The sequence below is a fragment of the Klebsiella sp. G-Nf4 genome, from assembly GCF_002810615.1.
GTDB classification, from domain to species: domain Bacteria; phylum Pseudomonadota; class Gammaproteobacteria; order Enterobacterales; family Enterobacteriaceae; genus Klebsiella; species Klebsiella variicola.
In genome coordinates, this window is sequence record NZ_PION01000010.1 from 91,473 (window position 1) to 116,706 (window position 25,234).

At 58.5% G+C, this 25,234-nt stretch carries 23 protein-coding genes; 15 read left to right on the forward strand and 8 right to left on the reverse strand.

The window, feature by feature from the left end:
* Nucleotides 1-157: 157 nt before the first annotated feature.
* Nucleotides 158-367 (reverse strand): DUF2517 family protein, encoded by a 210-nt coding sequence (locus tag CWM57_RS19895; protein WP_162677839.1) that lies wholly within the window; start codon nt 365-367, stop codon nt 158-160.
* Nucleotides 368-673: 306 nt separating this feature from the next.
* Between CWM57_RS19895 and kdpF the strand changes: the two genes are divergently transcribed.
* The 6 genes from kdpF to kdpE are packed head-to-tail and all read left to right on the forward strand — an operon-like array spanning nt 674 to nt 8,459.
* Entirely contained in the window at nt 674-763 is a 90-nt protein-coding gene (gene kdpF, locus CWM57_RS19900) for a K(+)-transporting ATPase subunit F (protein ID WP_020323459.1), read from the forward strand.
* Nucleotides 763-2,442 (forward strand): potassium-transporting ATPase subunit KdpA, encoded by a 1,680-nt coding sequence (kdpA, locus tag CWM57_RS19905; RefSeq protein WP_074386519.1) that lies wholly within the window; start codon nt 763-765, stop codon nt 2,440-2,442. The genes kdpF and kdpA overlap by 1 nt, the downstream gene beginning before the upstream one ends.
* 20 nt (nt 2,443-2,462) lie before the next feature.
* On the forward strand, nt 2,463-4,511 hold the full coding sequence (kdpB, locus tag CWM57_RS19910) for a potassium-transporting ATPase subunit KdpB (protein ID WP_008805672.1): 2,049 nt from the start codon (nt 2,463-2,465) through the stop codon (nt 4,509-4,511).
* Between the two features lie 10 nt (nt 4,512-4,521).
* The gene (gene kdpC / locus CWM57_RS19915) at nt 4,522-5,097 is read left to right on the forward strand and encodes a potassium-transporting ATPase subunit KdpC (protein WP_100675903.1); all 576 of its coding nucleotides are present in this window, start codon (nt 4,522-4,524) and stop codon (nt 5,095-5,097) included.
* Nucleotides 5,098-7,785, forward strand: coding sequence for a two-component system sensor histidine kinase KdpD (gene kdpD / locus CWM57_RS19920; protein WP_074386521.1), 2,688 nt, complete (start codon nt 5,098-5,100; stop codon nt 7,783-7,785).
* Nucleotides 7,782-8,459, forward strand: coding sequence for a two-component system response regulator KdpE (gene kdpE, locus CWM57_RS19925; RefSeq protein ID WP_061155327.1), 678 nt, complete (start codon nt 7,782-7,784; stop codon nt 8,457-8,459). The genes kdpD and kdpE overlap by 4 nt, the downstream gene beginning before the upstream one ends.
* Here the strand turns inward: kdpE and CWM57_RS19930 are convergent.
* Genes CWM57_RS19930 through seqA form a run of 3 tightly spaced genes read right to left on the reverse strand, consistent with a single transcriptional unit; the run spans nt 8,441 to nt 11,153 of the window.
* Entirely contained in the window at nt 8,441-8,878 is a 438-nt protein-coding gene (locus CWM57_RS19930) for an arginine:ornithine antiporter (protein ID WP_074386522.1), read from the reverse strand. The two genes, kdpE and CWM57_RS19930, sit on opposite strands and share 19 nt — an antisense overlap.
* 53 nt (nt 8,879-8,931) lie before the next feature.
* Complete coding sequence (gene pgm, locus CWM57_RS19935) at nt 8,932-10,572, reverse strand: phosphoglucomutase (alpha-D-glucose-1,6-bisphosphate-dependent) (protein WP_074386523.1); 1,641 nt, start codon at nt 10,570-10,572, stop codon at nt 8,932-8,934.
* A gap of 32 nt (nt 10,573-10,604) precedes the next feature.
* Nucleotides 10,605-11,153 carry a replication initiation negative regulator SeqA gene (gene seqA / locus CWM57_RS19940; protein WP_100631542.1) on the reverse strand — a complete coding sequence of 183 codons (549 nt, stop codon included), beginning with the start codon at nt 11,151-11,153 and terminating at the stop codon, nt 10,605-10,607.
* 183 nt (nt 11,154-11,336) lie between these two features.
* On the opposite strand from seqA, the gene ybfF reads away from it, so the two are divergent.
* The 8 genes from ybfF to CWM57_RS19980 all read left to right on the forward strand — a co-directional run bounded on the left by ybfF (nt 11,337) and on the right by CWM57_RS19980 (nt 18,995).
* Nucleotides 11,337-12,110 carry an esterase gene (ybfF, locus tag CWM57_RS19945; protein WP_074386524.1) on the forward strand — a complete coding sequence of 258 codons (774 nt, stop codon included), beginning with the start codon at nt 11,337-11,339 and terminating at the stop codon, nt 12,108-12,110.
* A 133-nt stretch (nt 12,111-12,243) separates the two neighbouring features.
* Complete coding sequence (gene ybfE / locus CWM57_RS19950; protein ID WP_074386525.1) at nt 12,244-12,537, forward strand: LexA regulated protein; 294 nt, start codon at nt 12,244-12,246, stop codon at nt 12,535-12,537.
* 151 nt (nt 12,538-12,688) lie between these two features.
* The gene (gene fldA, locus CWM57_RS19955) at nt 12,689-13,219 is read left to right on the forward strand and encodes a flavodoxin FldA (protein WP_002894765.1); all 531 of its coding nucleotides are present in this window, start codon (nt 12,689-12,691) and stop codon (nt 13,217-13,219) included.
* Between the two features lie 291 nt (nt 13,220-13,510).
* Complete coding sequence (gene fur / locus CWM57_RS19960; RefSeq protein WP_002894761.1) at nt 13,511-13,963, forward strand: ferric iron uptake transcriptional regulator; 453 nt, start codon at nt 13,511-13,513, stop codon at nt 13,961-13,963.
* Nucleotides 13,964-14,090: 127 nt separating this feature from the next.
* Nucleotides 14,091-15,017: a tricarballylate utilization LysR family transcriptional regulator TcuR gene (tcuR, locus tag CWM57_RS19965; RefSeq protein ID WP_100675904.1), complete on the forward strand. Its 927-nt coding sequence runs from the start codon at nt 14,091-14,093 to the stop codon at nt 15,015-15,017.
* Nucleotides 15,018-15,114: 97 nt separating this feature from the next.
* Nucleotides 15,115-16,518 carry an FAD-dependent tricarballylate dehydrogenase TcuA gene (tcuA, locus tag CWM57_RS19970; RefSeq protein ID WP_061155331.1) on the forward strand — a complete coding sequence of 468 codons (1,404 nt, stop codon included), beginning with the start codon at nt 15,115-15,117 and terminating at the stop codon, nt 16,516-16,518.
* Nucleotides 16,505-17,644: a tricarballylate utilization 4Fe-4S protein TcuB gene (tcuB, locus tag CWM57_RS19975; RefSeq protein ID WP_100675905.1), complete on the forward strand. Its 1,140-nt coding sequence runs from the start codon at nt 16,505-16,507 to the stop codon at nt 17,642-17,644. Before tcuA ends, tcuB begins: the two co-directional genes overlap by 14 nt.
* 55 nt (nt 17,645-17,699) lie before the next feature.
* Entirely contained in the window at nt 17,700-18,995 is a 1,296-nt protein-coding gene (locus CWM57_RS19980; protein ID WP_100675906.1) for an MFS transporter, read from the forward strand.
* 52 nt (nt 18,996-19,047) lie between these two features.
* Here the strand turns inward: CWM57_RS19980 and chiQ are convergent, their stop codons facing one another.
* Together chiQ and chiP are read right to left on the reverse strand one after the other, a co-directional pair.
* Nucleotides 19,048-19,383, reverse strand: a complete 336-nt coding sequence (gene chiQ, locus CWM57_RS19985) for a ChiQ/YbfN family lipoprotein (protein WP_061156400.1) — start codon at nt 19,381-19,383, stop codon at nt 19,048-19,050.
* A 47-nt stretch (nt 19,384-19,430) separates the two neighbouring features.
* Complete coding sequence (gene chiP / locus CWM57_RS19990) at nt 19,431-20,834, reverse strand: chitoporin ChiP (protein ID WP_061155334.1); 1,404 nt, start codon at nt 20,832-20,834, stop codon at nt 19,431-19,433.
* A gap of 230 nt (nt 20,835-21,064) precedes the next feature.
* Between chiP and CWM57_RS28455 the strand changes: the two genes are divergently transcribed.
* Nucleotides 21,065-21,217: a hypothetical protein gene (locus CWM57_RS28455; protein WP_411550375.1), complete on the forward strand. Its 153-nt coding sequence runs from the start codon at nt 21,065-21,067 to the stop codon at nt 21,215-21,217.
* 54 nt (nt 21,218-21,271) lie between these two features.
* Here CWM57_RS28455 and glnS read toward each other — a convergent pair whose 3' ends face one another.
* Together glnS and nagE are read right to left on the reverse strand one after the other, a co-directional pair.
* Entirely contained in the window at nt 21,272-22,939 is a 1,668-nt protein-coding gene (gene glnS, locus CWM57_RS20000) for a glutamine--tRNA ligase (RefSeq protein WP_061155335.1), read from the reverse strand.
* Between the two features lie 178 nt (nt 22,940-23,117).
* Nucleotides 23,118-25,073 (reverse strand): PTS N-acetyl glucosamine transporter subunit IIABC, encoded by a 1,956-nt coding sequence (gene nagE / locus CWM57_RS20005; RefSeq protein WP_074386531.1) that lies wholly within the window; start codon nt 25,071-25,073, stop codon nt 23,118-23,120.
* Nucleotides 25,074-25,234: the final 161 nt, after the last annotated feature.

The following is a 25,234-nucleotide window of genomic DNA, read 5'->3' on the forward strand; positions in this document are numbered from 1 at the left end:
AACTCATCTCATGATATAAGCCGGAAAAAATAGCGCGCTCCGGCAAAATAAGCACCTGCCAATTCCACTGCGGCGCATGAAAACGAGTGTAGACAAGCGACGAAAAAAAACCGCCGGGGGCACCGGCGGTTATTGTTCTGCGTCGCAGCAGGGCGGATTAATAGAAATCGTGAGCGGCTTTTTCCGCCTGCGCCATCCACACCGGCTGTTCGCTGGTTTTCGACCACACCCGGTGCAACCAGCTGTAGAAGCGGGCGCGATCTTTCCAGAACAGCATCACTGGCAGCGCCGCGACGCCAGCCACGACGGCGAAAGCACGACGCAGCAAAATAATATGAGCAGGATAAGCTTTGTACAACGCCATCATTTCTCTCCCCTTTCTCAGGCCGGCAAGCAGCGCCGGTAAAATTAATCATGTTTGTCTGAGCAAAATAATACCGCTCTGGTTGTAATTTTACTACTCATCCGACCACTAAAAAGCACGTATTTATACTTAATTTACATTCACCACGTAAATTAGTTACGAAAAAGTTAAATTAATACTAATCATCAGTTAGATTGTGCCTTTGCCATTTTTATACTTTTTTTACACCGTGCCCGCCGATTTTTGCAAAATCTTTGCGCCGTAATTCCTATTCTCCTGGTAAATCAAAAAGACACCCGGAGGTGGATTGTGACTGCAGGCGTACTCACTGGCGTTGGGCTGGTGTTCCTGTTACTGGCTTATCTGGTTTATGCCTTGATACACGCGGAGGCATTCTGATGGCTGCCCAGGGATTTTTATTATTAGCCAGCTACCTGCTGGTGCTGCTGGTGCTGGCGCGCCCGCTGGGGACGTGTCTGGCGAGGATGGTGAACGATATCCCGCTTCCCGGCCTGGCCGGGGTCGAGCGCGTCCTGTGGCGCGTGGCCGGGATCCGCGCCGAGGAGATGGGCTGGCTACAGTATTTGCTGGCAATCCTGCTGTTTAACGCGCTCGGCGGCCTGGCGCTGTTTGCCCTGCTGATGCTCCAGGGCGTGCTGCCGTTTAACCCGCAGCACCTGCCGGGGCTGTCGTGGGATCTGGCGCTCAACACGGCGATCAGCTTTGTCAGTAATACCAACTGGCAGGCTTACGCCGGCGAAAGCACCATGAGCTATCTCAGCCAGATGGTTGGCCTGACGGTACAGAATTTCCTCTCTGCCGCCACCGGGATCGCCGTGGTCTTCGCCCTGACCCGTGCCTTTGCCCGGCAGAAAATGTCCACCCTTGGCAATGCCTGGGTCGACCTGACACGCATTACCCTGTGGCTGCTGCTGCCGCTCTCCTTGCTGGTCGCTCTGTTCTTTATTCAGCAAGGGGTACCGCAGAATCTGCTGGCCTACCAGCCCTTTACCACCCTCGAAGGGGCACACCAGCTGCTGCCGATGGGGCCTGTCGCCTCGCAGGAAGCGATTAAGCTGCTGGGCACCAACGGCGGCGGTTTCTTTAACGCCAACTCCGCTCACCCGTTTGAAAACCCGACCGCGCTGACCAATCTCGTGCAGATGCTGGCGATCTTCCTTATCCCGGCGGCGCTGTGCTTCGCCTTCGGCGAGGTAGTGAGCGATCGCCGCCAGGGGCGCGCCATCCTGTGGGCAATGACGCTGATCTTTATCCTCTGCGTCGCCGTGGTGATGTGGGCGGAAACTCGCGGTAACCCACACCTGCTGACGCTGGGCGCCGACAGCAGCCTGAATATGGAAGGTAAAGAGAGCCGCTTCGGTATTCTCGCCAGTAGCCTGTTCGCGGTGATCACCACTGCGGCCTCCTGCGGCGCGGTCAACGCCATGCATGACTCCTTCACCGCGCTGGGCGGCATGGTGCCGATGTGGCTGATGCAGATTGGCGAAGTCGTGTTCGGCGGCGTCGGCTCGGGCCTGTACGGCATGCTGCTGTTCGTCATGCTGGCGGTGTTTATCGCCGGACTGATGGTCGGCCGCACCCCGGAGTACCTCGGGAAGAAAATCGATGTCCGGGAAATGAAAATGATCGCCCTGGCCATTTTGGTCACCCCGACGCTGGTACTGCTTGGCACGGCACTGGCGATGATGACCGAAGCTGGCCGCGCCGGGATGTTCAACCCCGGACCACACGGCTTTAGCGAGGTGCTGTACGCCGTCACCTCGGCAGCCAATAACAACGGCAGCGCCTTCGCTGGCCTGGGTGCGGCGACGCCGTTCTGGAACCTGCTGTTGGCGTTCTGCATGCTGGTCGGCCGCTTCGCCGTCATCATTCCGGTGATGGCTATTGCCGGCTCGCTGGTGGTGAAGAAAATTCAACCAGCCAGTCCCGGTACCCTGGCCACCCACGACGCCCTGTTTATCGGTCTGCTGATCGGCACCGTGCTGCTGGTGGGCGCCCTGACCTTTATTCCTGCGCTGGCGCTTGGTCCGCTGGCTGAACACTTTACCTTACTTTGAGCGATGCGGAGCACCCTGTTATGAGTCGCAAACAATTAGCCCTGCTGGAGCCGACGCTGGTGCGCCAGGCGCTGCTGGATGCCGTGAAAAAACTCAGCCCGATGGTGCAATGGCGCAATCCGGTGATGTTTATCGTCTGGGTGGGCAGCCTGTTAACTACCCTGCTGGCGATCGCGATGGCTGGCGGCGCCCTGACCGGTAGCGCCACCTTTACCGCCGCCGTTAGTATCTGGCTATGGTTTACCGTGCTGTTCGCCAACTTTGCCGAAGCGATGGCGGAAGGCCGTAGCAAAGCCCAGGCCAACAGCCTGAAAGGGGTGAAAAAAACGGCCTTCGCCCGCAAACTGCGCGCCCCGCAGCATGACGCGACGGTCGACCACGTGCCGGCGGAAGACCTGCGCAAGGGCGACGTGGTGCTGGTGGAAGCCGGGGATATTATCCCCTGCGACGGTGAAGTCATCGAAGGCGGCGCCTCGGTGGACGAAAGCGCCATTACCGGCGAGTCTGCCCCGGTGATCCGTGAATCCGGTGGCGATTTTGCCTCAGTGACCGGCGGGACGCGCATTCTCTCCGACTGGCTGGTGATCCGCTGCAGCGTGAACCCGGGAGAAACCTTCCTCGACCGGATGATCGCCATGGTGGAAGGCGCCCAGCGTCGTAAAACGCCGAACGAAATCGCCCTGACGATCCTGCTGATCGCCCTGACGCTGGTGTTCCTGCTGGCCACCGCCACCATCTGGCCGTTCTCGGCGTGGAGCGGCAATGCGGTCAGCGTTACCGTGCTGGTCGCCCTGCTGGTGTGCCTGATCCCGACCACCATCGGCGGGCTGCTGTCGGCCATCGGCGTCGCCGGGATGAGTCGTATGCTCGGCGCCAACGTGATTGCCACCAGCGGCCGCGCGGTGGAAGCCGCTGGCGACGTCGATGTCCTGCTGCTGGATAAAACCGGGACCATTACCCTCGGCAACCGCCAGGCCTCTGCCTTCCTGCCGGCGCGCGGCGTGGAAGAGCGAACCCTCGCCGACGCCGCCCAGCTCTCCTCGCTGGCGGATGAAACCCCTGAGGGGCGCAGCATCGTGGTGCTGGCGAAACAGCGCTTTAACCTGCGCGAACGCGATCTGCAGTCGCTGCACGCCACCTTTGTCCCCTTTACCGCGCAAACGCGGATGAGCGGCATCAATATCGATCAACGCATGATCCGCAAAGGGTCGGTGGACGCCATTCGCCGCCATGTGGAGGCCAATGGAGGCCACTTCCCTGCCGATGTCGATAAGCAGGTGGAAGAGGTCGCCCGCCAGGGGGCCACGCCGCTGGTGGTCGCCGAAGGTGAAAAGGTGCTGGGGATTATTTCACTCAAAGATATCGTCAAAGGCGGCATCAAAGAACGTTTCGCCCAGCTGCGCAAAATGGGCATTAAAACGGTGATGATCACCGGCGATAACCGCCTGACCGCCGCGGCGATCGCCGCCGAGGCCGGGGTCGATGATTTCCTCGCCGAAGCGACGCCGGAAGCCAAGCTGGCCTTGATCCGCCAGTATCAGTCGGAAGGTCGGCTGGTGGCGATGACCGGCGACGGCACCAACGACGCGCCCGCGCTGGCTCAGGCCGACGTGGCGGTGGCCATGAACTCCGGCACCCAGGCGGCGAAGGAAGCGGGCAACATGGTCGACCTGGATTCCAACCCCACCAAGCTGATTGAGGTGGTCCATATCGGCAAACAGATGTTAATGACGCGCGGCTCGCTGACCACCTTCAGTATTGCCAACGACGTGGCGAAATATTTCGCCATTATTCCGGCAGCGTTTGCCGCGGTCTATCCCCAGTTGGCCATGCTGAACGTGATGGGCCTGCATTCGCCGTCGTCGGCGATCCTGAGCGCCGTCATCTTTAACGCGCTGATCATCGTCTTCCTGATCCCGCTGGCCCTGAAAGGGGTGAGCTATCGTCCGCTCTCCGCGTCGGCGATGCTGCGCCGCAACCTGTGGATCTACGGCCTTGGCGGTCTGCTGGTGCCCTTTATCGGTATTAAAGCCATTGACCTGCTGCTGACCCTGAGCGGTCTGGTGTGAGGAAAAAACTATGTCATTGATTCGTCCAGCACTTGTGCTATTTATTCTGTTAACGCTGCTCACCGGCGGCGTCTATCCTCTGCTCACCACCAGTCTGGGACAATGGTGGTTTAACTCACAGGCCAACGGCTCGCTGATCCGCCTGAACGGTGAGGTACGCGGCTCCGGACTGATTGGCCAGAACTTTAGCGCAGCTGGCTATTTCCAGAGCCGCCCGTCGGCCACCGCTGAGACGGCGGATAATCCGATGGCCTCGGGCGGCAGCAACCTCGCCGCCAGCAACCCGGTGCTGGATAAAGCAGTGAGCGAGCGCGTACAGGCTCTGCGCGCCGCTAACCCGGACGCCGACCCGCAGGTACCAGTCGAGCTGGTCACCACCTCGGCGAGCGGTCTCGATAACAACCTGACCCCGGCCGCCGCACTGTGGCAGGTGCCCCGGGTGGCTAAAGCGCGCCAACTGAGCGTTGAGCAGGTGACCCTGCTGGTGAATCAGGCCACACAAACCCCGCTGCTGAGCTTCCTTGGTCAGCCGGTGGTCAATATACTGCAACTCAATATGGCGCTGGATGCCCTGAAGGATAAGTAAATGAGTGACGAGCCGCTGCGCCCGGACCCTGACCGCCTGCTGCAGCACACCGCCGCCCCGCATCGCGGCAAACTGAAAGTGTTCTTCGGCGCCTGCGCCGGGGTGGGGAAAACCTGGGCGATGCTGGCGGAAGCGCAGCGGCTGCGCGCCCAGGGGCTGGATATTCTGATTGGCGTGGCGGAGACCCACGGCCGAAAAGAGACCGCCGCGATGCTGCAGGGCCTGAGCACTCTGCCGCCGCGGCGACTCGCTCATCGTGGGCGGTACGTCTATGAGTTCGATCTCGACGCCGCCCTCGCCCGCCGTCCGGCGCTGATTCTGGTGGATGAGCTGGCGCACAGCAATGCGCCCGGCTCCCGCCATCCGAAGCGCTGGCAGGATGTGGATGAACTGCTGGATGCCGGGATTGATGTCTTTACCACCGTCAACGTCCAGCATCTGGAAAGCCTGAATGACGTCGTCAGCGGGATCACCGGCGTTCAGGTGCGGGAGACCGTCCCCGATCCCTTCTTTGACGCCGCAGACGACGTGGTGCTGGTGGACCTCCCCCCTGACGATCTGCGCCAGCGGCTCAATGAGGGCAAAGTCTATATCGGCGGCCAGGCCGAGCGCGCCATCGAAAACTTTTTCCGCAAAGGAAACCTGATTGCGCTGCGCGAACTGGCCCTCCGCCGCACCGCCGACCGCGTCGATGAACAGATGCGCGCCTGGCGCGACCGCCAGGGCCAGGAGAAAGTCTGGCACACCCGCGATGCGATCCTGCTCTGTATCGGGCACAACACCGGCAGCGAAAAGCTGGTGCGCGCCGCCGCCCGGCTCGCCGCCCGCCTGGGCAGCGTCTGGCATGCGGTGTATGTCGAGACCCCTTCCCTGCACCGCCTGCCGGAAGCCCGGCGGCGGGCTATCCTCGCCGCGCTGCGTCTGGCCCAGGAACTGGGGGCCGAAACCGCCACCCTCTCCGACCCGTCGGAAGAGAAAGCGGTCCTCCATTACGCCCGCGAGCATAACCTCGGCAAAATCGTCATCGGCCGCCAGCGCAAACGCCGCTGGTGGGATCGCAGCGGCTTCGCCGACCGTCTGGCTCGCCATGCGCCGGACCTCGATCTGGTGGTGATCGCCCTCGATGAAAAACCGTCCCCCCTCCCTGCCCGGGCCAACGACAGCCGTACGGCGCTGGAAAAGTGGCGTCTGCAGCTGCAGGGCTGTGCGGTGGCGGTAGCGCTATGCGCCATCATTACCCTGGTGGCCATGCAGTGGTTGATGGCCTTCGAAGCCGCCAACCTGGTAATGCTCTATCTGCTGGGGGTGGTGATCATCGCCCTGGTCTATGGCCGCTGGCCGTCGGTGCTGGCGACGGTGATCAACGTTATCAGCTTCGATCTCTTTTTTGTTGCCCCGCGCGGGACGCTGGCGGTGTCAGATGTCCAGTATCTGCTCACTTTCGGCGTGATGCTCACCGTGGGCCTGCTTATCGGTAACCTTACCGCCGGCGTGCGCTACCAGGCACGGGTGGCGCGCTACCGTGAACGCCGTACCCGTCACCTGTATGAGATGTCTAAAGCGCTGGCGGTAGGTCGCAGCCCACTGGATATCGCCATCACCAGCGAGCGGTTTATCGCCTCCACCTTTCAGGCCCGCAGCCAGTTGCTGCTGCCGGACGCCCAGGGAAAACTGCTGCCCTTAACCCACCAGCCAGGGCTGACCCCATGGGATGACGCCATCGCCCGCTGGAGCTTTGATAAGGGCCAACCTGCCGGCGCCGGCACCGATACCCTGCCGGGCGTGCCGTACCAGATTTTACCCCTGAAGAGCGCCGTCCGAACCTGGGGGCTCTTAGTGGTGGAACCGGAGAATCTGCGCCAGCTGATGATCCCGGAGCAGCAGCGGCTGCTGGAGACCTTCACCCTGCTGGTGGCCAGCGCCCTGGAGCGCCTCACTCTGACCGCCAGCGAAGAGCAGGCCCGGCTGACCAGCGAGCGCGAAAGCCTGCGTAACTCGCTGCTCGCTGCCCTGTCGCACGATCTGCGTACTCCGCTGACCGTGCTGTTTGGCCAGGCGGAAATCCTGACTCTCGATCTGGCCAGCGAAGGTTCAAAACATGCTCCGCAGGCCAACGAAATTCGCCAGCATGTACTCAACACCACACGACTGGTGAACAACCTGCTGGATATGGCGCGGATCCAGTCCGGCGGCTTTAATCTGCATAAGGAGTGGCTGACGCTGGAGGAAGTGGTCGGCAGCGCGCTGCGCATGCTCGAACCGAGTCTCGGCGGCCAGCACATTCAGCTGGATTTACCCGATCCCCTCCAGCTGGTGCATGTCGACGGGCCGCTGTTCGAGCGGGTGCTGATCAACCTGCTGGAAAATGCCCATAAGTATGCCGGCGCCCGGGCAGACATCGGCATCCGCGCCGAGGCGGACGCCAGGCAGCTGTCGCTGGAAGTATGGGATAATGGTCCGGGGATCCCGACGGGCCAGGAACAGGCTATCTTTGATAAATTCGCCCGCGGCAACAAAGAGTCGGCGATCCCTGGCGTCGGGCTGGGCCTTGCCATCTGTCAGGCCATCGTCGACGTCCACGGCGGGACCATCTCCGCCAGCAACCGGCCCGAGGGCGGTGCCTCTTTCCGTGTTACACTGCCGAGAGAAGCGCCCCCTGAACTGGAAGAGCTACCTGAGGAATTGTGATTAACGTTCTGATTATCGAAGACGAACACGCTATCCGTCGCTTTCTGCGCACCGCGCTGGAAGCCGACGGCATGCGCGTATTTGAAGCGGAAACCCTGCAGCGTGGGCTGATTGAAGCCGCCACCCGTAAGCCCGACCTCGTGATCCTCGATCTGGGCCTGCCGGATGGTGACGGCATTGATTTTATTCGCGATCTGCGCCAGTGGAGCCAGATGCCGATTATCGTCCTGTCAGCGCGTAGCGAAGAGCATGACAAAATTGCCGCCCTGGATGCCGGCGCTGATGACTACTTAAGTAAACCCTTTGGCATCGGCGAGTTGCAGGCCCGCCTGCGCGTTGCGCTGCGTCGCCACGGCGCGGCGCAGGACGATGAGCCAGTGGTTCGCTTCGCCGACCTGGAGGTCAATATCCCCGCCCGCCGCATCCTGCGCGGCAGCGAAGAGATCCACCTGACGCCCATCGAGTTTCGCCTGCTGGCGGCGTTGTTGAATAATCCCGGTAAAGTACTGACCCAGCGTCAGCTGCTAAATCAGGTGTGGGGGCCTAACGCCGTGGAGCACAGCCACTATCTGCGGATCTATATGGGTCATCTGCGACAAAAGCTGGAGGCCGATCCGGCACGGCCGCAGCATCTGCTGACCGAAACCGGCATTGGCTATCGCTTTATGCCGTGAATCCCGCCTCTGCAGTACCAGAGGCTGGCGAGTTTCAGACCTTCAGAGAGCAGCAGAAAACCTGCCAGGATCGCTACATGCCTGATGCCGGCAGCCTGAATCAGCCACAGACCCAGTGACAGCGAAGGTTGCATAAACACCAGCCTGAGCGGCGCCTGCCCCCAGGCCAGCCACAACGCATAACGGCTCTGGCGGAAAAAGAGGATCATCGACAGCGGGATGCTGATAATCAGCAGAACATTCAGCGGGTACAGCCAGGCCGCCGCGGAGCCGTAAGTCTGCAGCAACTGGAGATAAGCCAGCAGATCGTCGTAAAAAGGGAGGCGGCGGTGGGCAATATTCCACCATAAGAATTGCAGGACGAAAAAGAGATCCATCCACGCCCAGAATAAAAACAGGGTCTTCCGTTGTATTTTCATCGCTATCCTTGCGAAAAAAATCAGGCCCTCAAGGGGCCTGATGTTTGGCTACGTTACGCGTTCTTCAGCACTTCACTCACAATCTCTACCGCTTCTTTTTCAATCAGCTTGCGATGCTCTTCGCCGAGGAAGCTTTCGCAGTAGATCTTATAGGCGTCTTCGGTGCCTGACGGACGCGCCGCGAACCAGCCGTTGTCGGTCATCACCTTCAGACCGCCAATCGCCGCCCCGTTGCCCGGCGCCGCGGTCAGACGGGCAGTGATCGGATCGCCCGCCAGCGTGTCAGCGCTGACCATTTCCGGAGAGAGCTTGGACAGCGCCGCTTTCTGCGCGGAAGTTGCGGAAGCCTGCAAACGGTTATAGCTCGGCGCACCGAAGCGTTCAGCCAGTTCGTTATAATGCTCCTGCGGGTTTTTCCCGGTCACCGCGGTGATTTCCGCCGCCAGCAGGCACATGATGATGCCGTCTTTATCGGTGGACCACGGCGTGCCGTCGAAGCGCAGGAAGGAGGCCCCGGCGCTCTCTTCGCCGCCGAAGCCGAAGCTGCCGTCGAACAGGCCGTCGACAAACCATTTAAAGCCCACTGGCACTTCCACCAGCTTGCGGCCCAGATCGTTCACCACGCGGTCAATCATCGCGGAGGAGACCAGCGTTTTACCCACCGCCACCTCTTTGCCCCACTGCGGACGATGCTGGAACAGGTAGTTGATCGCTACCGCCAGGTAGTGGTTCGGGTTCATCAGCCCGGCTGGGGTGACAATCCCGTGGCGGTCGTAATCCGGATCGTTAGCAAACGCCAGATCGAACTTATCGCGCAGCGCCAGCAGGCCCGCCATCGCACACTCTGAGGAGCAGTCCATACGGATGGCGCCGTCTTTATCGAGGTGCATAAAGCGGAAAGTCTGGTCAACCTGATCGTTCACAATGGTCAGATTGAGCTTGTAGTATTCGCCAATGCGTTTCCAGTATTCGATACCGGACCCGCCCAGCGGATCGACGCCCAGCGTCAGGCCCGCTTTCTGGATCGCCGCCATGTCGACGATGTCCGCCAGCCCCTCAATGAACGGCTGCACCAGATCCTGTTCTTTAACGTGACCAGAAGCCAGCGCCGCGTCCAGAGAAATGCGTTTCACGCCCTGCAGGCCCGCGGCCAGCAGTTCGTTGGCGCGGTTTTCCACCACTTTGGTGACGTTGGTATCAGCCGGGCCGCCGTTTGGCGGGTTGTACTTAATACCACCATCTTCCGGCGGGTTGTGTGACGGGGTGATCACAATGCCGTCTGCCAGCGGACCGCCTTTCTTGTTATGCACCAGAATCGCATTGGAGACCGCCGGCGTCGGAGTGAAGCCGTTGTTTTCCTGCACGATCACGTCAACGCCGTTGGCGGTTAACACTTCCAGCACCGAAATAAACGCCGGCTCGGAGAGAGCGTGGGTATCTTTGCCGACATAGCACGGACCGGTGATCCCGTTCTTCGCACGATCTTCCGCAATGGCCTGGGCGATGGCCAGGATATGCGGTTCGTTGAAGTTGTGGCGCGCCGCGCTACCGCGATGGCCAGAGGTGCCGAATTTTACCGCATGCTCCGCATTACCGACTTCAGGCTTCAGCACGTAGTACTGAGCAGTCAGTTGGGCGACGTTAATCAAATCACTCTGTTGCGCAGGCTGCCCCGCACGTTTATCGATTGCCATTGCCTGATCCTTCTGGTGCAAATGTTAAAAAGCTAGATCGTGCCGCAAACCTTTTCGATTAGCTCCGCAGGGAACTGCATCGACTGCATGATGTGCTCAATCATGCTGCATTTACGGCCGGTATTGGTATTAGTGATAACCCACCACGGTGTACCAGGAACCTGTTTTGGTTTGGTCTGATTACCGCTTTTCAGCAGCGTACGCGCATCTTCTGCGAAGTAGACGCGCGTGCGGCCATGCAGAGACTCAGTCGCCTCGGCAAATGCTTTATTGTCCAGGGAATAGAGGGTCGTCAACACCAGCATAAAACGGTTCACCGCGCGCTTCTGCTCGGCGTATTCATCAGATAACAGCAGCTCGCGCATGGCGCGGACTTTATCTTTCGCCGGGTTAACGGGTTTCACCTCAACGGCAGGCGCTGGCGCCAGTGCCGGCGCGGCTTTGCTGACCGGTGTAGCCGGTTGGGAAACGGCGGAAAATTTCAGCATGCGCCGTAAAATGTCGGATGCGCTCTCGCCGATATGCAGAGTGTGGCTGGCAATATAGCGATAGAGTTCATCATCAACTTCAATTGTTTTCATCTTAATCCAGTGCGATATCTTTTCTGAATACAAATCGTTGGGATTATAAGTTCAAATCCCAACCGCGGATAGCGTCAAACCAGGATGGCGGTAAAACTCAGAAAACTTCTGGGTCTTGCAGCCGGATGGCAGAATGTCCAACATAATACCCTAACCCGACGGAGCGAAAAAAAGAACTTTGCCATGAAATTAAATAGCCGAGCGCAATCTGCACAGAATCCGCACAACCACTCCCCGATCGTGCTGGTCCACGGTCTTTTTGGCAGCCTGGACAACCTGGGCATCCTCGCCCGCGACCTGATCGCCGACCACGATATTGTGCAGGTCGATATGCGCAACCACGGTTTGTCGCCGCGATCGCCAGAGATGACCTACCCCGCGATGGCGCAGGATCTGCTCGATACGCTCGACGCGCACCAGATCGAGCGCGCCACCTTTATCGGCCATTCGATGGGCGGGAAAGCGGTGATGGCGCTCACCGCGCTGGCGCCGGAACGCATCAGCGGACTGGTGGCGATCGATATCGCGCCGGTGGATTATCATGTGCGTCGCCATGACGAGATCTTCACCGCTATCCGCGCCGTCAGCGAATCCCCCGCCAGCAGCCGCCAGCAGGCGGCGCAGGTGATGCGCGAGCATCTGCGGGAAGAAGGCGTGATTCAGTTTCTGCTGAAATCTTTTGTCGACGGCGAATGGCGCTTTAACGTGCCGGTGCTGTGGGACCAGTACCCGCATATCGTCGGCTGGGAAACTATTCCGGCCTGGCCGCATCCGACGCAGTTTATTCCCGGCGGCAACTCGCCCTATGTGACCGACGCCTACCGCGACGCGCTGCTGGCGCAGTTCCCGCAGGCCCGGGCGCACGTCATCGCCGGCGCCGGACACTGGGTGCATGCCGAGAAACCCGAAGCGGTGTTACGCGCCATCCGCCGCTATCTGACGAGCATCGCCGCCTGATTGGCTAAAATATGCCCGACCGCGCCGCAGAATGCCCGCGGTCGTTGGCGCAGCCGTTCGCCTGATGTATGATGGCGCGCTATCTGCGCCGGCTAGAGCCCGGCTGCTTGTTTCCCCGAAGTCACTCAGAATCATGGCAAAAGAACAAACGGACCGTACGACATTAGATTTGTTCGCAAACGAGCGTCGCCCGGGAAGACCGAAAACCAATCCGCTGTCGCGCGATGAACAACTGCGCATCAACAAACGTAACCAGCTGAAACGCGATAAGGTTCGCGGGCTGAAGCGCGTCGAGTTAAAACTCAACGCCGAGGCGGTCGATGCGCTCAATGAACTGGCGGAAGCGCGTAATATGAGCCGCAGCGATCTCATTGAAGAGATGCTGATGACGCAATTGCACGCCCTGCACAGCCAGGGAAAAGTCTAACTTTCCGCGAAAAATCCGCATTCGTGTAGCAGAGTGTGCAGTCGGGCGTGATTGCTGTTTCCGCGCCCTTGCCTGTTCTGCTATGATTGCCGTTATCTATGGGCATCGCGTCCCTACCACATCATTTAAGTTTCAAGAGGTTATTTTACTCATGGCAATCATCGGCATCTTTTTTGGCAGCGACACCGGCAACACCGAAAATATTGCAAAAATGATTCAAAAGCAGCTTGGTAAAGATGTTGCTGATGTTCACGACATTGCCAAAAGCAGCAAAGAAGACCTGGAAGCCCATGACATTCTGCTGCTCGGTATCCCCACCTGGTACTACGGGGAAGCGCAGTGTGACTGGGATGACTTCTTCCCGACGCTGGAAGAGATCGACTTCAATGGTAAACTGGTGGCGCTGTTCGGCTGTGGCGACCAGGAAGACTACGCAGAATACTTCTGCGACGCGCTGGGCACCATCCGCGACATCATTGAGCCGCGCGGCGCGACCATCGTCGGTCACTGGCCGACAGCCGGGTATCATTTTGAGGCCTCCAAAGGCCTGGCGGATGACGACCACTTCGTCGGCCTCGCCATCGATGAAGACCGCCAGCCGGAGCTGACCAACGAGCGCGTTGAGAAATGGGTGAAGCAGGTTGCCGAAGAGCTGCACCTCGAAGAAATCAAAAACGCCTGATGATTAAGCGGCGCAATCATTGAGTTGCGTCGCATTAATAGACAAAAGCAATCAAACTAATAGCTACAAGTTTTTAACTTTTAATCACATATCTGTACAATGTCCTCTGATTCTACGAGGCACGTGACGCAGTTTGTAGCTGGTGCCTCGTTTTTGACAGCAAACCAGGCCTGATGCTTGCAGTTTTCATTTACCAGTGGCAGTTCTATAATGAGACGCATTACGTCGGGTTAATTTCTGTATGACTTCCGTTGAAGGAAGTAGATCGTTTAGCAACAGGACAGATTCCGCATGACTGACAACAATACCGCATTAAAGAAGGCTGGCCTGAAAGTCACACTTCCTCGACTGAAAATCCTTGAAGTGCTGCAGGAACCGGATAACCATCATGTCAGTGCGGAAGACTTATATAAACGCCTGATCGACATGGGCGAGGAGATCGGTCTGGCGACTGTTTACCGCGTACTCAACCAGTTTGATGATGCCGGTATCGTGACTCGTCATAATTTTGAAGGCGGTAAATCCGTTTTCGAACTGACCCAGCAGCATCACCACGATCACCTGATTTGCCTCGACTGCGGCAAAGTGATCGAATTCAGCGATGACTCGATCGAATTGCGCCAGCGTGAAATTGCCTCCCGCCACGGCATCCGCCTGACCAACCACAGTCTGTATCTGTACGGTCACTGTGCGGAAGGTGATTGCCGCGAGGACGAACACGCCCACGACGCGGTGGAAAAATAATTTCCCGCTTCGCTGAGACTGAAAAGCCAACCTGCCGGTTGGCTTTTTTATGGGCGCCTCTGCCGCCCTTCCCGCTCTCGTCCCAAAGGTGACCTTCCCGCGTCCCCGTTTTGTCCGGAGAGTTGATATGGAACTTCGCCAGCTACGCTATTTTGTGCGCATTGTTGAAACCGGCAGCATGGGACGCGCCGCGCTTGATCTTAATATCGGCGTCTCGGCGCTCAGCCAGCAGATCGCGCGCCTGGAAAACGAACTGGCCATTCGCCTGCTGCAGCGGACCTCCCGCGGGGTCACGCCCACCAGCGCGGGGCTCGCCTTCTACTCGCAGGCACAGCTGGCGCTGCGCCATGCCGATGATGCCATCCTCGCCGCCCGCGAGGCGCGCCTGTCAGGCCACGTTAGCGTCGGCATGGCCCCCAGCACCGCCTCCGTTCTCGGCGTCCCGTTCATCAATGCGATGCGCGAAAGCTATCCCGACGTACGCCTGCATCTGGTGGAAAGCCTCTCCGGTAATCTGGAGCGGATGATCAACACCCGCCAGCTCGATTTAGCTATCGTCTTCCAGCAGGAGAAGATCCTGCGCTGGAGCGCCAGACCGGTGCTGGAAGAGCGCCTGTTCCTGATAGGCACCCATACGCTGTTGGCCCCCCTGCAGGAGGACCACATCTCTCCTGACCAGCTCACCTCCCTGCCGTTGATTATGCCAAGCCAGGGCCACGGCCTGCGCGGCAGGCTGGAGGCGGTTTGCCAGCAACACAATCTCAGCGTTGAGGTGGTGGCGGACATTGACGGTCTGGCTCTGCTGATGCAGGCCGTGCGCAGCGGACTGGGGGCCACCCTACAGCCCGGAGCCGCCATTTCCCATCTTGACCATCAGGCGCTAAGGGTGATCGACGTCGTTAATCCGGTACTCAGTCGCCCCAACTTTCTGGTCAGTCTGTCCGATGATGAACTCACTCCGGCAGGCCTTGCGGCGCGTGTGATACTCAGCAAAGTCATGCGCCAGCTGGTGGAGTCTGACCGCTGGCCGGGCGCTACCCTTTACGCTCACTAAACCCCTCTTTAGCATTACACCATAGCGCCTCACCGCCGTTACCACCTACATTCCAATTACAAATTTAACAATTAATTAAATTGTAAGGGAGCCGATAATGGTGGATGTACTGGTGATTGGCGGCGGCAATGCCGCGCTATGCGCCGCCTTAACCGCCCGGGAAGCTGGCGCCTCGGTGCTGCTGCTGGAGGCGGCGCCGCGGGAGTGGCGCGGCGGCAACTCGCAGCACACGCGTAACCTGCGCTGTATGCACGATGCGCCGCAGGACGTGCTGGTCGACAGCTACCCGGAAGAAGAGTACTGGCAAGATCTGCTGCGCGTCACCGAGGGTAACACCAACGAAGCGCTGGCCCGACTGGTGATCCGCACCTCGTCACAATGCCGGGACTGGATGCGCCAGCACGGCGTGAACTTTCAGCCACCGCTCTCCGGCGCCCTGCACGTGGCCCGCACCAACGCCTTTTTTATGGGCGGCGGCAAAGCACTGGTCAATGCCTATTACCGCAGCGCGGAGCAGATGGGGGTGCAGATCCGCTACAACACCCCGGTGCAGGCTCTCGAGCTGCGCAACGGCGAATTTGTCGCCGCGCTGGCGGGCGAGGAACGGATTGTTGCGAAAAGCTGCGTCCTCGCCGCCGGTGGATTTGAATCCAACCGCGAGTGGCTGCGCGAGGCCTGGGGGCAAAATGACCGCGGTGAATGGCCCGCCGATAACTTCCTCATCCGCGGCACCCGCTTCAACCAGGGGGTGCTGCTCAAGTTTATGATCGACGCCGGGGCAGATATCATCGGCGATCCCTCGCAGTCCCACTGCGTCGCCATTGACGCCCGGGCGCCGCTCTACGATGGCGGGATCTGCACCCGCGTCGACTGCGTGTCGCTGGGGGTAGTGGTCAACCGCGATGCCGACCGCTTTTACGATGAAGGGGAAGATTTCTGGCCCAAACGTTATGCCATCTGGGGCCGGCTGGTCGCCCACCAGCCCGGACAGATCGGCTACTCGATCATCGACAGCAAAGCCATCGGCCACTTTATGCCGCCCGTCTTTCCCGGCGCTCAGGCCAACACCCTTCCCGAGCTGGCCCGCCAGCTCGGCCTGGACAGCGAACGCTTAACGCAAACCATCGCCGAATATAATGCCGCCTGCGCGCCGGGCCAGTTCGATCATACCCGCCTGGATAACTGCGCGACGGCAGGCCTGACGCCGCCAAAAACCCACTGGGCGCGGCCCCTCGATACGCCGCCTTACTACGGCTACGCCCTCCGTCCGGGGATCACCTTCACCTACCTCGGGCTCTACGTCGACAAAACCGCCGCCGTCCACTTCGCCGGCAAACCCAGCCGTAATCTGTTTGTCGCCGGGGAAATGATGGCCGGCAACGTGCTGGGCAAGGGCTACACCGCCGGCGTCGGGATGTCGATCGGCACTACCTTCGGCCGCATCGCCGGCCAGCAAGCCGCCCGGGCGGCACAGCAGGAGAAACACCATGAAGTCGCTTGAGAAGCTGATCATTGACGCGCAGATCATCACCGAGCCGGAGGCGGAAGTCGAACGGGTGATGCAGGTGTGTAACGCCTGCCGCTACTGTGAAGGGTTTTGCGCCGTATTTCCGGCGATGACCCAACGCCTGGCCTTTGGCAAAGCGGATATTAACTATCTGGCTAACCTGTGTCATAACTGCGGCGCCTGCCTGCACGCCTGCCAGTACGCGCCGCCGCACGAGTTTGCCATTAATGTTCCGAAGGCGATGGCCGAAGTCCGGCTGGAGACCTATCAACACTACGCCCAGCCTGCGGCCTTTGGCAGCCTGTACCGTCGGGCTGGCGTGACCACCGTGCTGGCGCTGGTCGGCGGACTGATTTTCTTTCTGCTGCTGGCGATGGGGCTTAAAGGCTCGCTGCTTCACTCTCCTCTGGCCGGCGATTTCTATCAGATATTCCCGCATAACCTGCTGGCGTGGATGTTTGGTTCGGTCTTCGTGCTGGCGATTGGCTTACTGATGACCGGGGTGATCCGCTTCTGGCGCGAGATCTCTCCGGGCCAGCCGCAGCCTGTTGATATCGCAAAGGCCTCACAGGATGCGTTGACGCTGAAATATCTCGATGGCGGGCACGGCAAAGGCTGCAACGAAGCCGATGACGCCTTCACGCTGATGCGCCGCCGTTTCCACCACTTCACCTTCTACGGCTTTATGCTCTGCTTCGCCGCCACCGTGGTGGCCACGGGCTATCACTATTTCGCCGGCCTGGAAGCCCCCTACCCGTTCTTCAGCGTCCCGGTGCTGCTGGGGACCCTCGGCGGCATCGGCCTGCTGGTCGGCCCGGCTGGCCTGCTGTGGCTGAACCTGCGCCGGTCGCCATTGCACGGCGATGCGCGACAAAAACCGATGGACCGCGGCTTTATCCTGCTGCTGCTGCTGACCAGTTTCACCGGCCTGGCCCTGCTGGCGGGACGAGATACCTCGTGGATGGGCATCCTGCTCGCTGTTCATCTCGGGGTGGTGATGGCGCTGTTTTTAACCCTTCCCTACGGAAAATTTGCCCACGGATTTTACCGCTGTGCAGCGTTACTCAAGTGGGCGATTGAGAAGCGGCGCGGAAAACAGGTGGGCGTCGCCGGCGACTGACCCACTCCCTCTGAACCCAATAACAACAAGATAAAGACAATGGAGAGCACACCCTATGACGCAACAACCCACGCGCGCTGGCACCGTCGGCGCTATCCTCCGCGTGACCAGCGGTAATTTTCTTGAACAGTTCGACTTTTTCCTGTTTGGCTTTTATGCCACCTATATCGCCCGCACCTTCTTTCCGGCGGAGAGCGAGTTTGCGGCGCTGATGCTGACCTTTGCGGTGTTTGGTTCGGGCTTCCTGATGCGCCCCATCGGTGCGGTGGTACTCGGTGCCTATATCGACAGAATCGGGCGCCGCAAAGGGCTGATGGTCACCCTGGCGATCATGGGCTGCGGAACGCTTCTGATAGCCCTGGTCCCTGGCTACCACACCATCGGCGTGCTGGCGCCGATCCTGGTGTTAGTGGGCCGCTTGCTGCAGGGGTTCTCCGCGGGCGTCGAGCTTGGCGGGGTGTCGGTCTATCTGTCGGAAATCGCCACACCGGGCAATAAAGGGTTCTATACCAGCTGGCAGTCCGCCAGCCAGCAGGTGGCTATCGTCATGGCGGCGCTGATTGGCTATGCGCTGAACGCCACGCTGGAGCATGAGAAGATCGCTGACTGGGGCTGGCGCATTCCCTTCTTCATTGGCTGTCTGATCATTCCGCTGATTTTCGTGCTGCGCCGCTCGCTGCAGGAGACAGAAGAGTTCCTGCAGCGTAAACACCGCCCGGATACCAAAGAGATCCTGACCACCATCGCCAGCAACTGGCGCATTATTACCGCGGGGACGTTACTGGTGGCGATGACCACCACCACCTTTTATTTTATCACCGTCTATACGCCGACCTACGGCAGAGCCGTGCTGAACCTCAGCGCTCGCGACAGCCTGCTGGTGACCATGCTGGTGGGCATCTCTAATTTTATCTGGTTACCGATTGGCGGGGCGATCTCTGATCGGATCGGTCGTCGCCCGGTGCTGATGGGCATTACGCTGCTGGCGCTGCTCACCACCTGGCCGGTGATGCACTGGCTCACCGCCGCGCCCGATTTCACCCGTATGACGCTGGTCCTGCTGTGGTTCTCGTTCTTCTTTGGTATGTATAACGGCGCGATGGTGGCGGCGCTCACCGAAGTGATGCCGGTGTACGTCCGCACCGTGGGCTTCTCTCTGGCCTTTAGTCTCGCTACTGCCATTTTCGGCGGCCTGACGCCGGCTATCTCTACCGCCCTGGTCGAGCTTACCGGTGATAAAAGTTCACCGGGCTGGTGGCTGATGTGCGCCGCGCTGTGCGGATTCGTTGCCACCGCGCTGCTGTTTGTACGCCTGAGCCGCGGCTATCAACCGGCGGAGAGTCAACGCTAAAAAAAACAAACGGGCGGAGATGCGCTCCGCCCGTTTGCCACAGCCGTCTGACTTAATGGGGGGTATTATTATTGCTGCGGATCTCTTTCCAGATCTGGTCGCAGCGTGCTTTCACCGCCTGATCGTTGCCGGTACGAGTGGCCTGAATACACTGCTGGTAATCCAGCACGCGAACGCTCTCCTGGTTGGCAAACTGCTGGTGCTGTTTATCCTCTTTCAGCACATTCAGTACGCTCTGACAGGCTTCAATCTTGTCCGGATTCCCTTCCGCCGTATTAATACAGGCGCTATAGGCATCTTTGAGTTTGGTGTCTTCTTTTGGCGCTGGCGACGTGGCGCAGGCCACCAAACCCGATGCCATCATGGCAATAAGCAGCATTTTTTTCATCATTGTTCTCCCAGAGGTGCGGCAGGCTCACGCCCGCCGCGCAGGCATCAGAAAATAGTGAACGGGGCGATAACCATGAACTTCACGTCGCGCTCATCCTGGAAGATGTTGCCGTAGCCGCCGCTCCAGCTCGGAATATCGGAATGGTTGTCGTACTGGGTAAAGTGCAGTTTGAACAGGGTGCCCTTCGCCCGGCCTTCCTGCACGGTATACAGTGCATCCAGGCTGTAAGCTGACTCTTTCAGGCGATAGTTCGGATCGTAGTACGCATCCGGTGAGGACATTCTCCCCGGCTTCGCATCCCAGGCGTACACATAAGACGCGCCAAACGCCCAGCCCGGCATGTCCCAGTTTTTCATGTCATACATCGCGCCGAAGAAGACCGCTTTTTCGTCATTGGCGTTGAAGTCGGAGCGGTTATCCCACCAGATATCAAGACGGCCGTTGGAAGAGGCGTAGGTTGGGGTCATACGCTGCAGGAAGTAGCCCTGCTGGCCTTCGGCCTTCACCCAGGTACCTTCCAGACGCAGGTCCAGCACATCCGCCACTTTATAGCCAAAGGTCAGTGCCTGCAGCCATGCGGTGCCGTCATAGATATCGTTGATGCCGCCGTTGCTGACCTTATCGCGGGTGCCATAGAACTGGTAGCTGGTGCTCAACGGCGCGCCAGCGACGTCAAATTTGTAGCTGGCTTTTGCAAAGTACTGATCGATATAGCCTTGTGCCTGACCAAATGCCGCTTCCAGCACCAGGTCATTTTTGAAATCATATTTGGCACCGACGGAGTGGAGATAATCGACTTTGGTTTTCTTGTCGTTCTGATAGAAGTCGTCCATCTCGATATGCCATGGCGCTTTATACTCGTTCGTCCACATATAGGAGAAACTTAATGCGCCCGCAGTACCGTAGTCGAAGTTAGCCCCGGCTTCCGCCCCCTGATAGGTACCTGGCATAAAGCTCCAGTGCGGCGCCAGCAGAGTCTGGCCGGTTGGCTGGATATAGCCCGCGCGCGCCCACGTCGGACCGTATTTGAATTTTGCTGCGGCCTTATACAGGCTGATGCCGCTCTTATCGCCAGAGTAATCTTCGTCATAGGCTTTGTTGCGCGACGAGAAGGCGATTTCGTTCGGGTGGCCACTATCGCCGTTCTCAGCCATTTCAATCGCGGTAAATGCAGCAATATCAAGGCCAAACATATCGGCGGCATAGCCGGACTGGAAGTCCAGGTTGGCGTTCCAGGTGGAGTGTGAAAGGTTGGTTTTATATTTGTCGCCGTCGGTCACATCTTTACGGTCACGCTCACGCTGCCAGTAATAGATACCGCCGGTTAAGGTTGAATCATCGATAAATCCTGCTGCACTGGCCTGCGGAATCACAACCCAGCCCGACATCGCGGTGACGGCGGCAATAGCCAGCGCCAGCGTACTACGTTTGCCACTAAACGTACGCATGTGCATATCCTCTTTGACGTTTTAAAAGGCGAAGACCAACGGTCATTCGCTAAAAAAATAAATAAAACTGCAAAATGTGGGGCGGTGAAAAAGGCCGCGAAACCACTGTAGATAGACTATTTTTCGTGACGCGAATTATCAATGTTTTTCGTGAGGCAAAGCTTAAGATTATGACAAAGCGCACATAATTTATGTCTTTTTGTTACAGTCTTATCTCTGATGATTTTGTTATGGAAGTCATTGCAAAATCAGGGAAAAAAGCGAGAATTGAAAGCGATTACATTGGTTTTTTGTATGTGACGGGAAACATCAGAAGCGCTATTTATTACCGTGCAGCAACAGGATTAATTCGCATCGCGAAAATAAAAAGTTTAATTAGCTGATTCTGAAACAAAAAAAAGCGCCGCAAGGTGCGGCGCTTTTACAGGAAGGGAAATTTATTCGCCGACTTTCGCCCAGGTATCACGCAGCCCGACAGTGCGGTTGAACACCAGACTGGTTGCGGTTGCATAGCGACTGTCGAGGCAGAAGTAACCTTCACGTTCAAACTGGTAAGCTTTGCCCGCTTCGGCCTGCGCCAGGCTCGGCTCCGCATATCCCTGCTTGATCACCAGTGATTGCGGATTGATCACCGCGAGGAAATCTTCCTCCGCACCCGGGTTCGGTACGCTGAACAGGCGATCGTAGAGACGGATCTCCACCGGCAGCGCATGCGCCGCACTCACCCAGTGAATCACGCCTTTGACCTTGCGACCGTCGGCCGGATCTTTACTCAGGGTATCGGCATCGTAGGTGCAGAAAATAGTGGTGATATTGCCTTCGGCATCTTTCTCCACGCGTTCCGCTTTGATCACGTAGGCATTGCGCAGACGCACTTCTTTACCCAGCACCAGACGCTTGTACTGTTTGTTGGCTTCTTCGCGGAAGTCAGCGCGGTCGATCCAGATTTCGGCGCTGAACGGCACTTCGCGGCTGCCCATTTCCGGCTTGTTCGGATGGTTCGGCATCGCCACCATTTCGCTTTCGCCCTGCGGATAGTTCTCGATAACCAGTTTCACCGGATCGATCACCGCCATCGCGCGCGGGGCGTTTTCATTCAGATCTTCACGAATGCACGACTCCAGCGACGCCATCTCAATGGTGTTGTCCTGCTTGGTCACGCCGATGCGTTTGCAGAACTCGCGGATGGATTCAGCGGTATAGCCGCGACGGCGCAGACCGGAAATAGTCGGCATACGCGGGTCATCCCAGCCTTCCACATGCTTTTCCGTCACCAGCTGATTCAGCTTACGCTTGGACATCACGGTGTATTCGAGATTCAGGCGCGAGAATTCATACTGACGCGGATGAACCGGAATACTGATGTTGTCGAGCACCCAGTCGTACAGACGACGGTTATCCTGGAACTCCAGGGTACACAGCGAGTGGGTGATGCCTTCCAGCGCATCGCTGATGCAGTGGGTAAAGTCGTACATCGGGTAGATGCACCACTTGTTGCCGGTCTGATGATGCTCAGCGAACTTAATGCGGTACAGCACCGGGTCGCGCATCACGATGAACGGCGACGCCATATCGATCTTCGCGCGCAGGCAGGCTTTGCCCTCTTCGAAGCCGCCGCTGCGCATTTTTTCGAACAGCGCCAGGTTTTCTTCCACGCTGCGGTCGCGATACGGGCTGTTTTTACCCGGCGCTTTCAGGGTGCCGCGGTATTCGCGAATTTCATCAGGAGAAAGTTCATCAACATAGGCCAGACCTTTGTTGATCAGCTCAACCGCATATTGATGCAGCTGATCAAAGTAATCAGACGAGTAGCAAACGTCCCCGGACCAGTGGAAACCTAACCACTGCACGTCGTTTTTAATCGACTCAACGTATTCGATATCTTCTTTCACCGGGTTGGTGTCATCGAAACGCAGGTTGCATTGGCCCTGATAATCCTGCGCGATGCCGAAGTTCAGGCAGATGGATTTCGCATGGCCAATGTGCAGATAACCGTTCGGCTCCGGCGGGAAGCGGGTGTGAACGGTGGTATGTTTACCGGTAGCCAGATCTTCATCAATGATCTGACGGATAAAGTTAGTCGGGCGGGCTTCTGCCTCACTCATCACGGGTTCCTCAAAGCGTAAACAACGTATAACGGCACATGATCTTACAAGCAGGACGTAGTGACAACTATTAGTTACGTAAAATGGGTATCAGAAGAGGATTATGGGGCCGATTGCTGGAAAAAAAAGCGGCGAAGGTTTCCCTTCGCCGCTGAGGCATAAACTCGACTCAGGAGCCTTACTTGCCTTTAATCTCATACAGCGGCGTCTGGCCGGCAACAACCTTACCGCTCGCCAGTATCACCAGCGCGCTGTAGTCATCGCTGTTGCTGCAGACGACCGGACTGATCATCGAGCGCGCGTTGGCGTTGAGGAAGTCCAGATCCATTTCCAGAATCGGCTCACCGGCCTTCACGTCCGTGCCCTCTTCAACCAGACGTTTGAAGCCCTTGCCTTCCAGCGCCACGGTATCGATACCCATGTGGACGACGATTTCCGCGCCGTTGTTGGTTTCGAGGCAGAACGCGTGGTTAGTGTTGAAAATTTTCACCACGGTACCGGCGGCCGGGGCCACCACGATATTGCTGGTCGGTTTCACCGCGATACCGTCGCCGACGGCTTTGCTGGCGAAGGCTTCGTCCGGCACCTGCTCGAGGGCCACTACGTCACCGGTAATCGGTGAAACCAGCGACTCAACGGTCTTCGCGTTCGCTACCGCCTGCGGTTTTGCCGCTGGCGCTGCGGTGGCGACATTGCCAGCCGTTGCGGCTGCCGCTGCCGCTACCGGGCCACGGGTAACCACTTTTTTCATCTCATCGCCGATAGACTCTGCTTTCGCACCGACGATAACCTGGATGGTTTGCTTATTCAGTTTCACCACCCCGGATGCGCCGAGACGTTTACAGGCGGCGTCGTTCACTTTCGCCGAATCGCCCACGGTCAGACGCAGACGGGTGATACAGGCATCAATCGCTTTCAGGTTGTCAGTGCCGCCCACCGCGGCGATATAGCTGGTCGCCAGCTGGGTCAGCCCCTCTTCGGTGTTGCTGTTGGCTTCTTCAGTGACGACGTCGTCGGCTTTGTCTTCACGACCCGGCGTTTTCAGGTTGAACATGCGGATAACCGCGCTGAATAGCAGGAAGTAGACAAAGAAGAACACCACGCCCATCACCAGCAGCATCCAGACGTTTTTGCTGGCGGCCGGCAGGCTGTACATCAACACGTAGTCGATTGCACCCGCGGAGAAGGAGAAGCCCGCGTGGATCCCCAGCGCTGTTGCAATGAACAGGCTGATACCGGTCAGCACCGCGTGCAGGAGGTACAGCAGCGGAGCCAGGAACATGAACAGGAATTCCAGCGGCTCGGTTACCCCGGTCAGGAACGCAGTGATGGCAACAGACAGCAGCATACCGCCGACCATCGGACGACGCGCTTTCGGCGCCGCCAGATACATCGCCAGCGCCGCACCCGGCAGACCAAACATCATGATCGGGAAGAAGCCAGACATGAACATCCCCGCGGTGCCGTCGCCGGCGTAGAAGCGGTTGATGTCGCCGTGGAACACAGCGCCTGCGGCGTTAGTGAACTCACCAATCTGGAACCAGGCGATGGTGTTCAGCACCTGATGCAGACCAGTTGGGATCAGCAGACGGTTGATGAAGCCAAAGATACCGGAACCCAGCGCGCCAGCGGAGACGATCCATTCACCACCCGCGTGGATAGCGTGCTGTACCGGCGGCCAGACGTAACCGAAGAGTGCGGCGAGGATCAGACAGAAGAAGCCGGTGGCGATCGGCACGAAGCGTTTGCCGCCGAAGAAGCTCAGGAAGTCCGGCAGCTTGATGCCGGCCCAGCGGTTGTACACCGCCCCTGCCACCAGACCGGTAATGATACCGGCCAGCACGCCCATGTTAATTTCCGGGTTGATGGTGACCATCGCTTTGGTCATCACGAAATACCCTACTGCACCGGCCAGCGCCGCAGAACCGGCGTTATCCTTGGACCAGCTTGATGCCACACCAATCGCGAAGATCAGCGCCAGATTGTCGAAGATTGCCCCACCCGCTTGCGCGATGAAGGGTACATTCAACAGGTCTGGTTGCCCGAAACGCAGCAGTAATGCCGCGACCGGCAGCACTGCGATAGGGAGCTGCAACGCCCTACCCAGTCGCTGAAAGAAACCTAAAATATTCATCTTATTCCCCCTATGAGACCCCGATGAGGCTCATTTTCTAAGCCACTTTTTTATTGTGTAACAAGGTCGGTTTTATCACTTACCGGCAAAGTGTGTGAAAAATTAATTCGTATCGCAAATTAAACGGGTATTTTTTGTGATAATTATCACCAAATATCGTA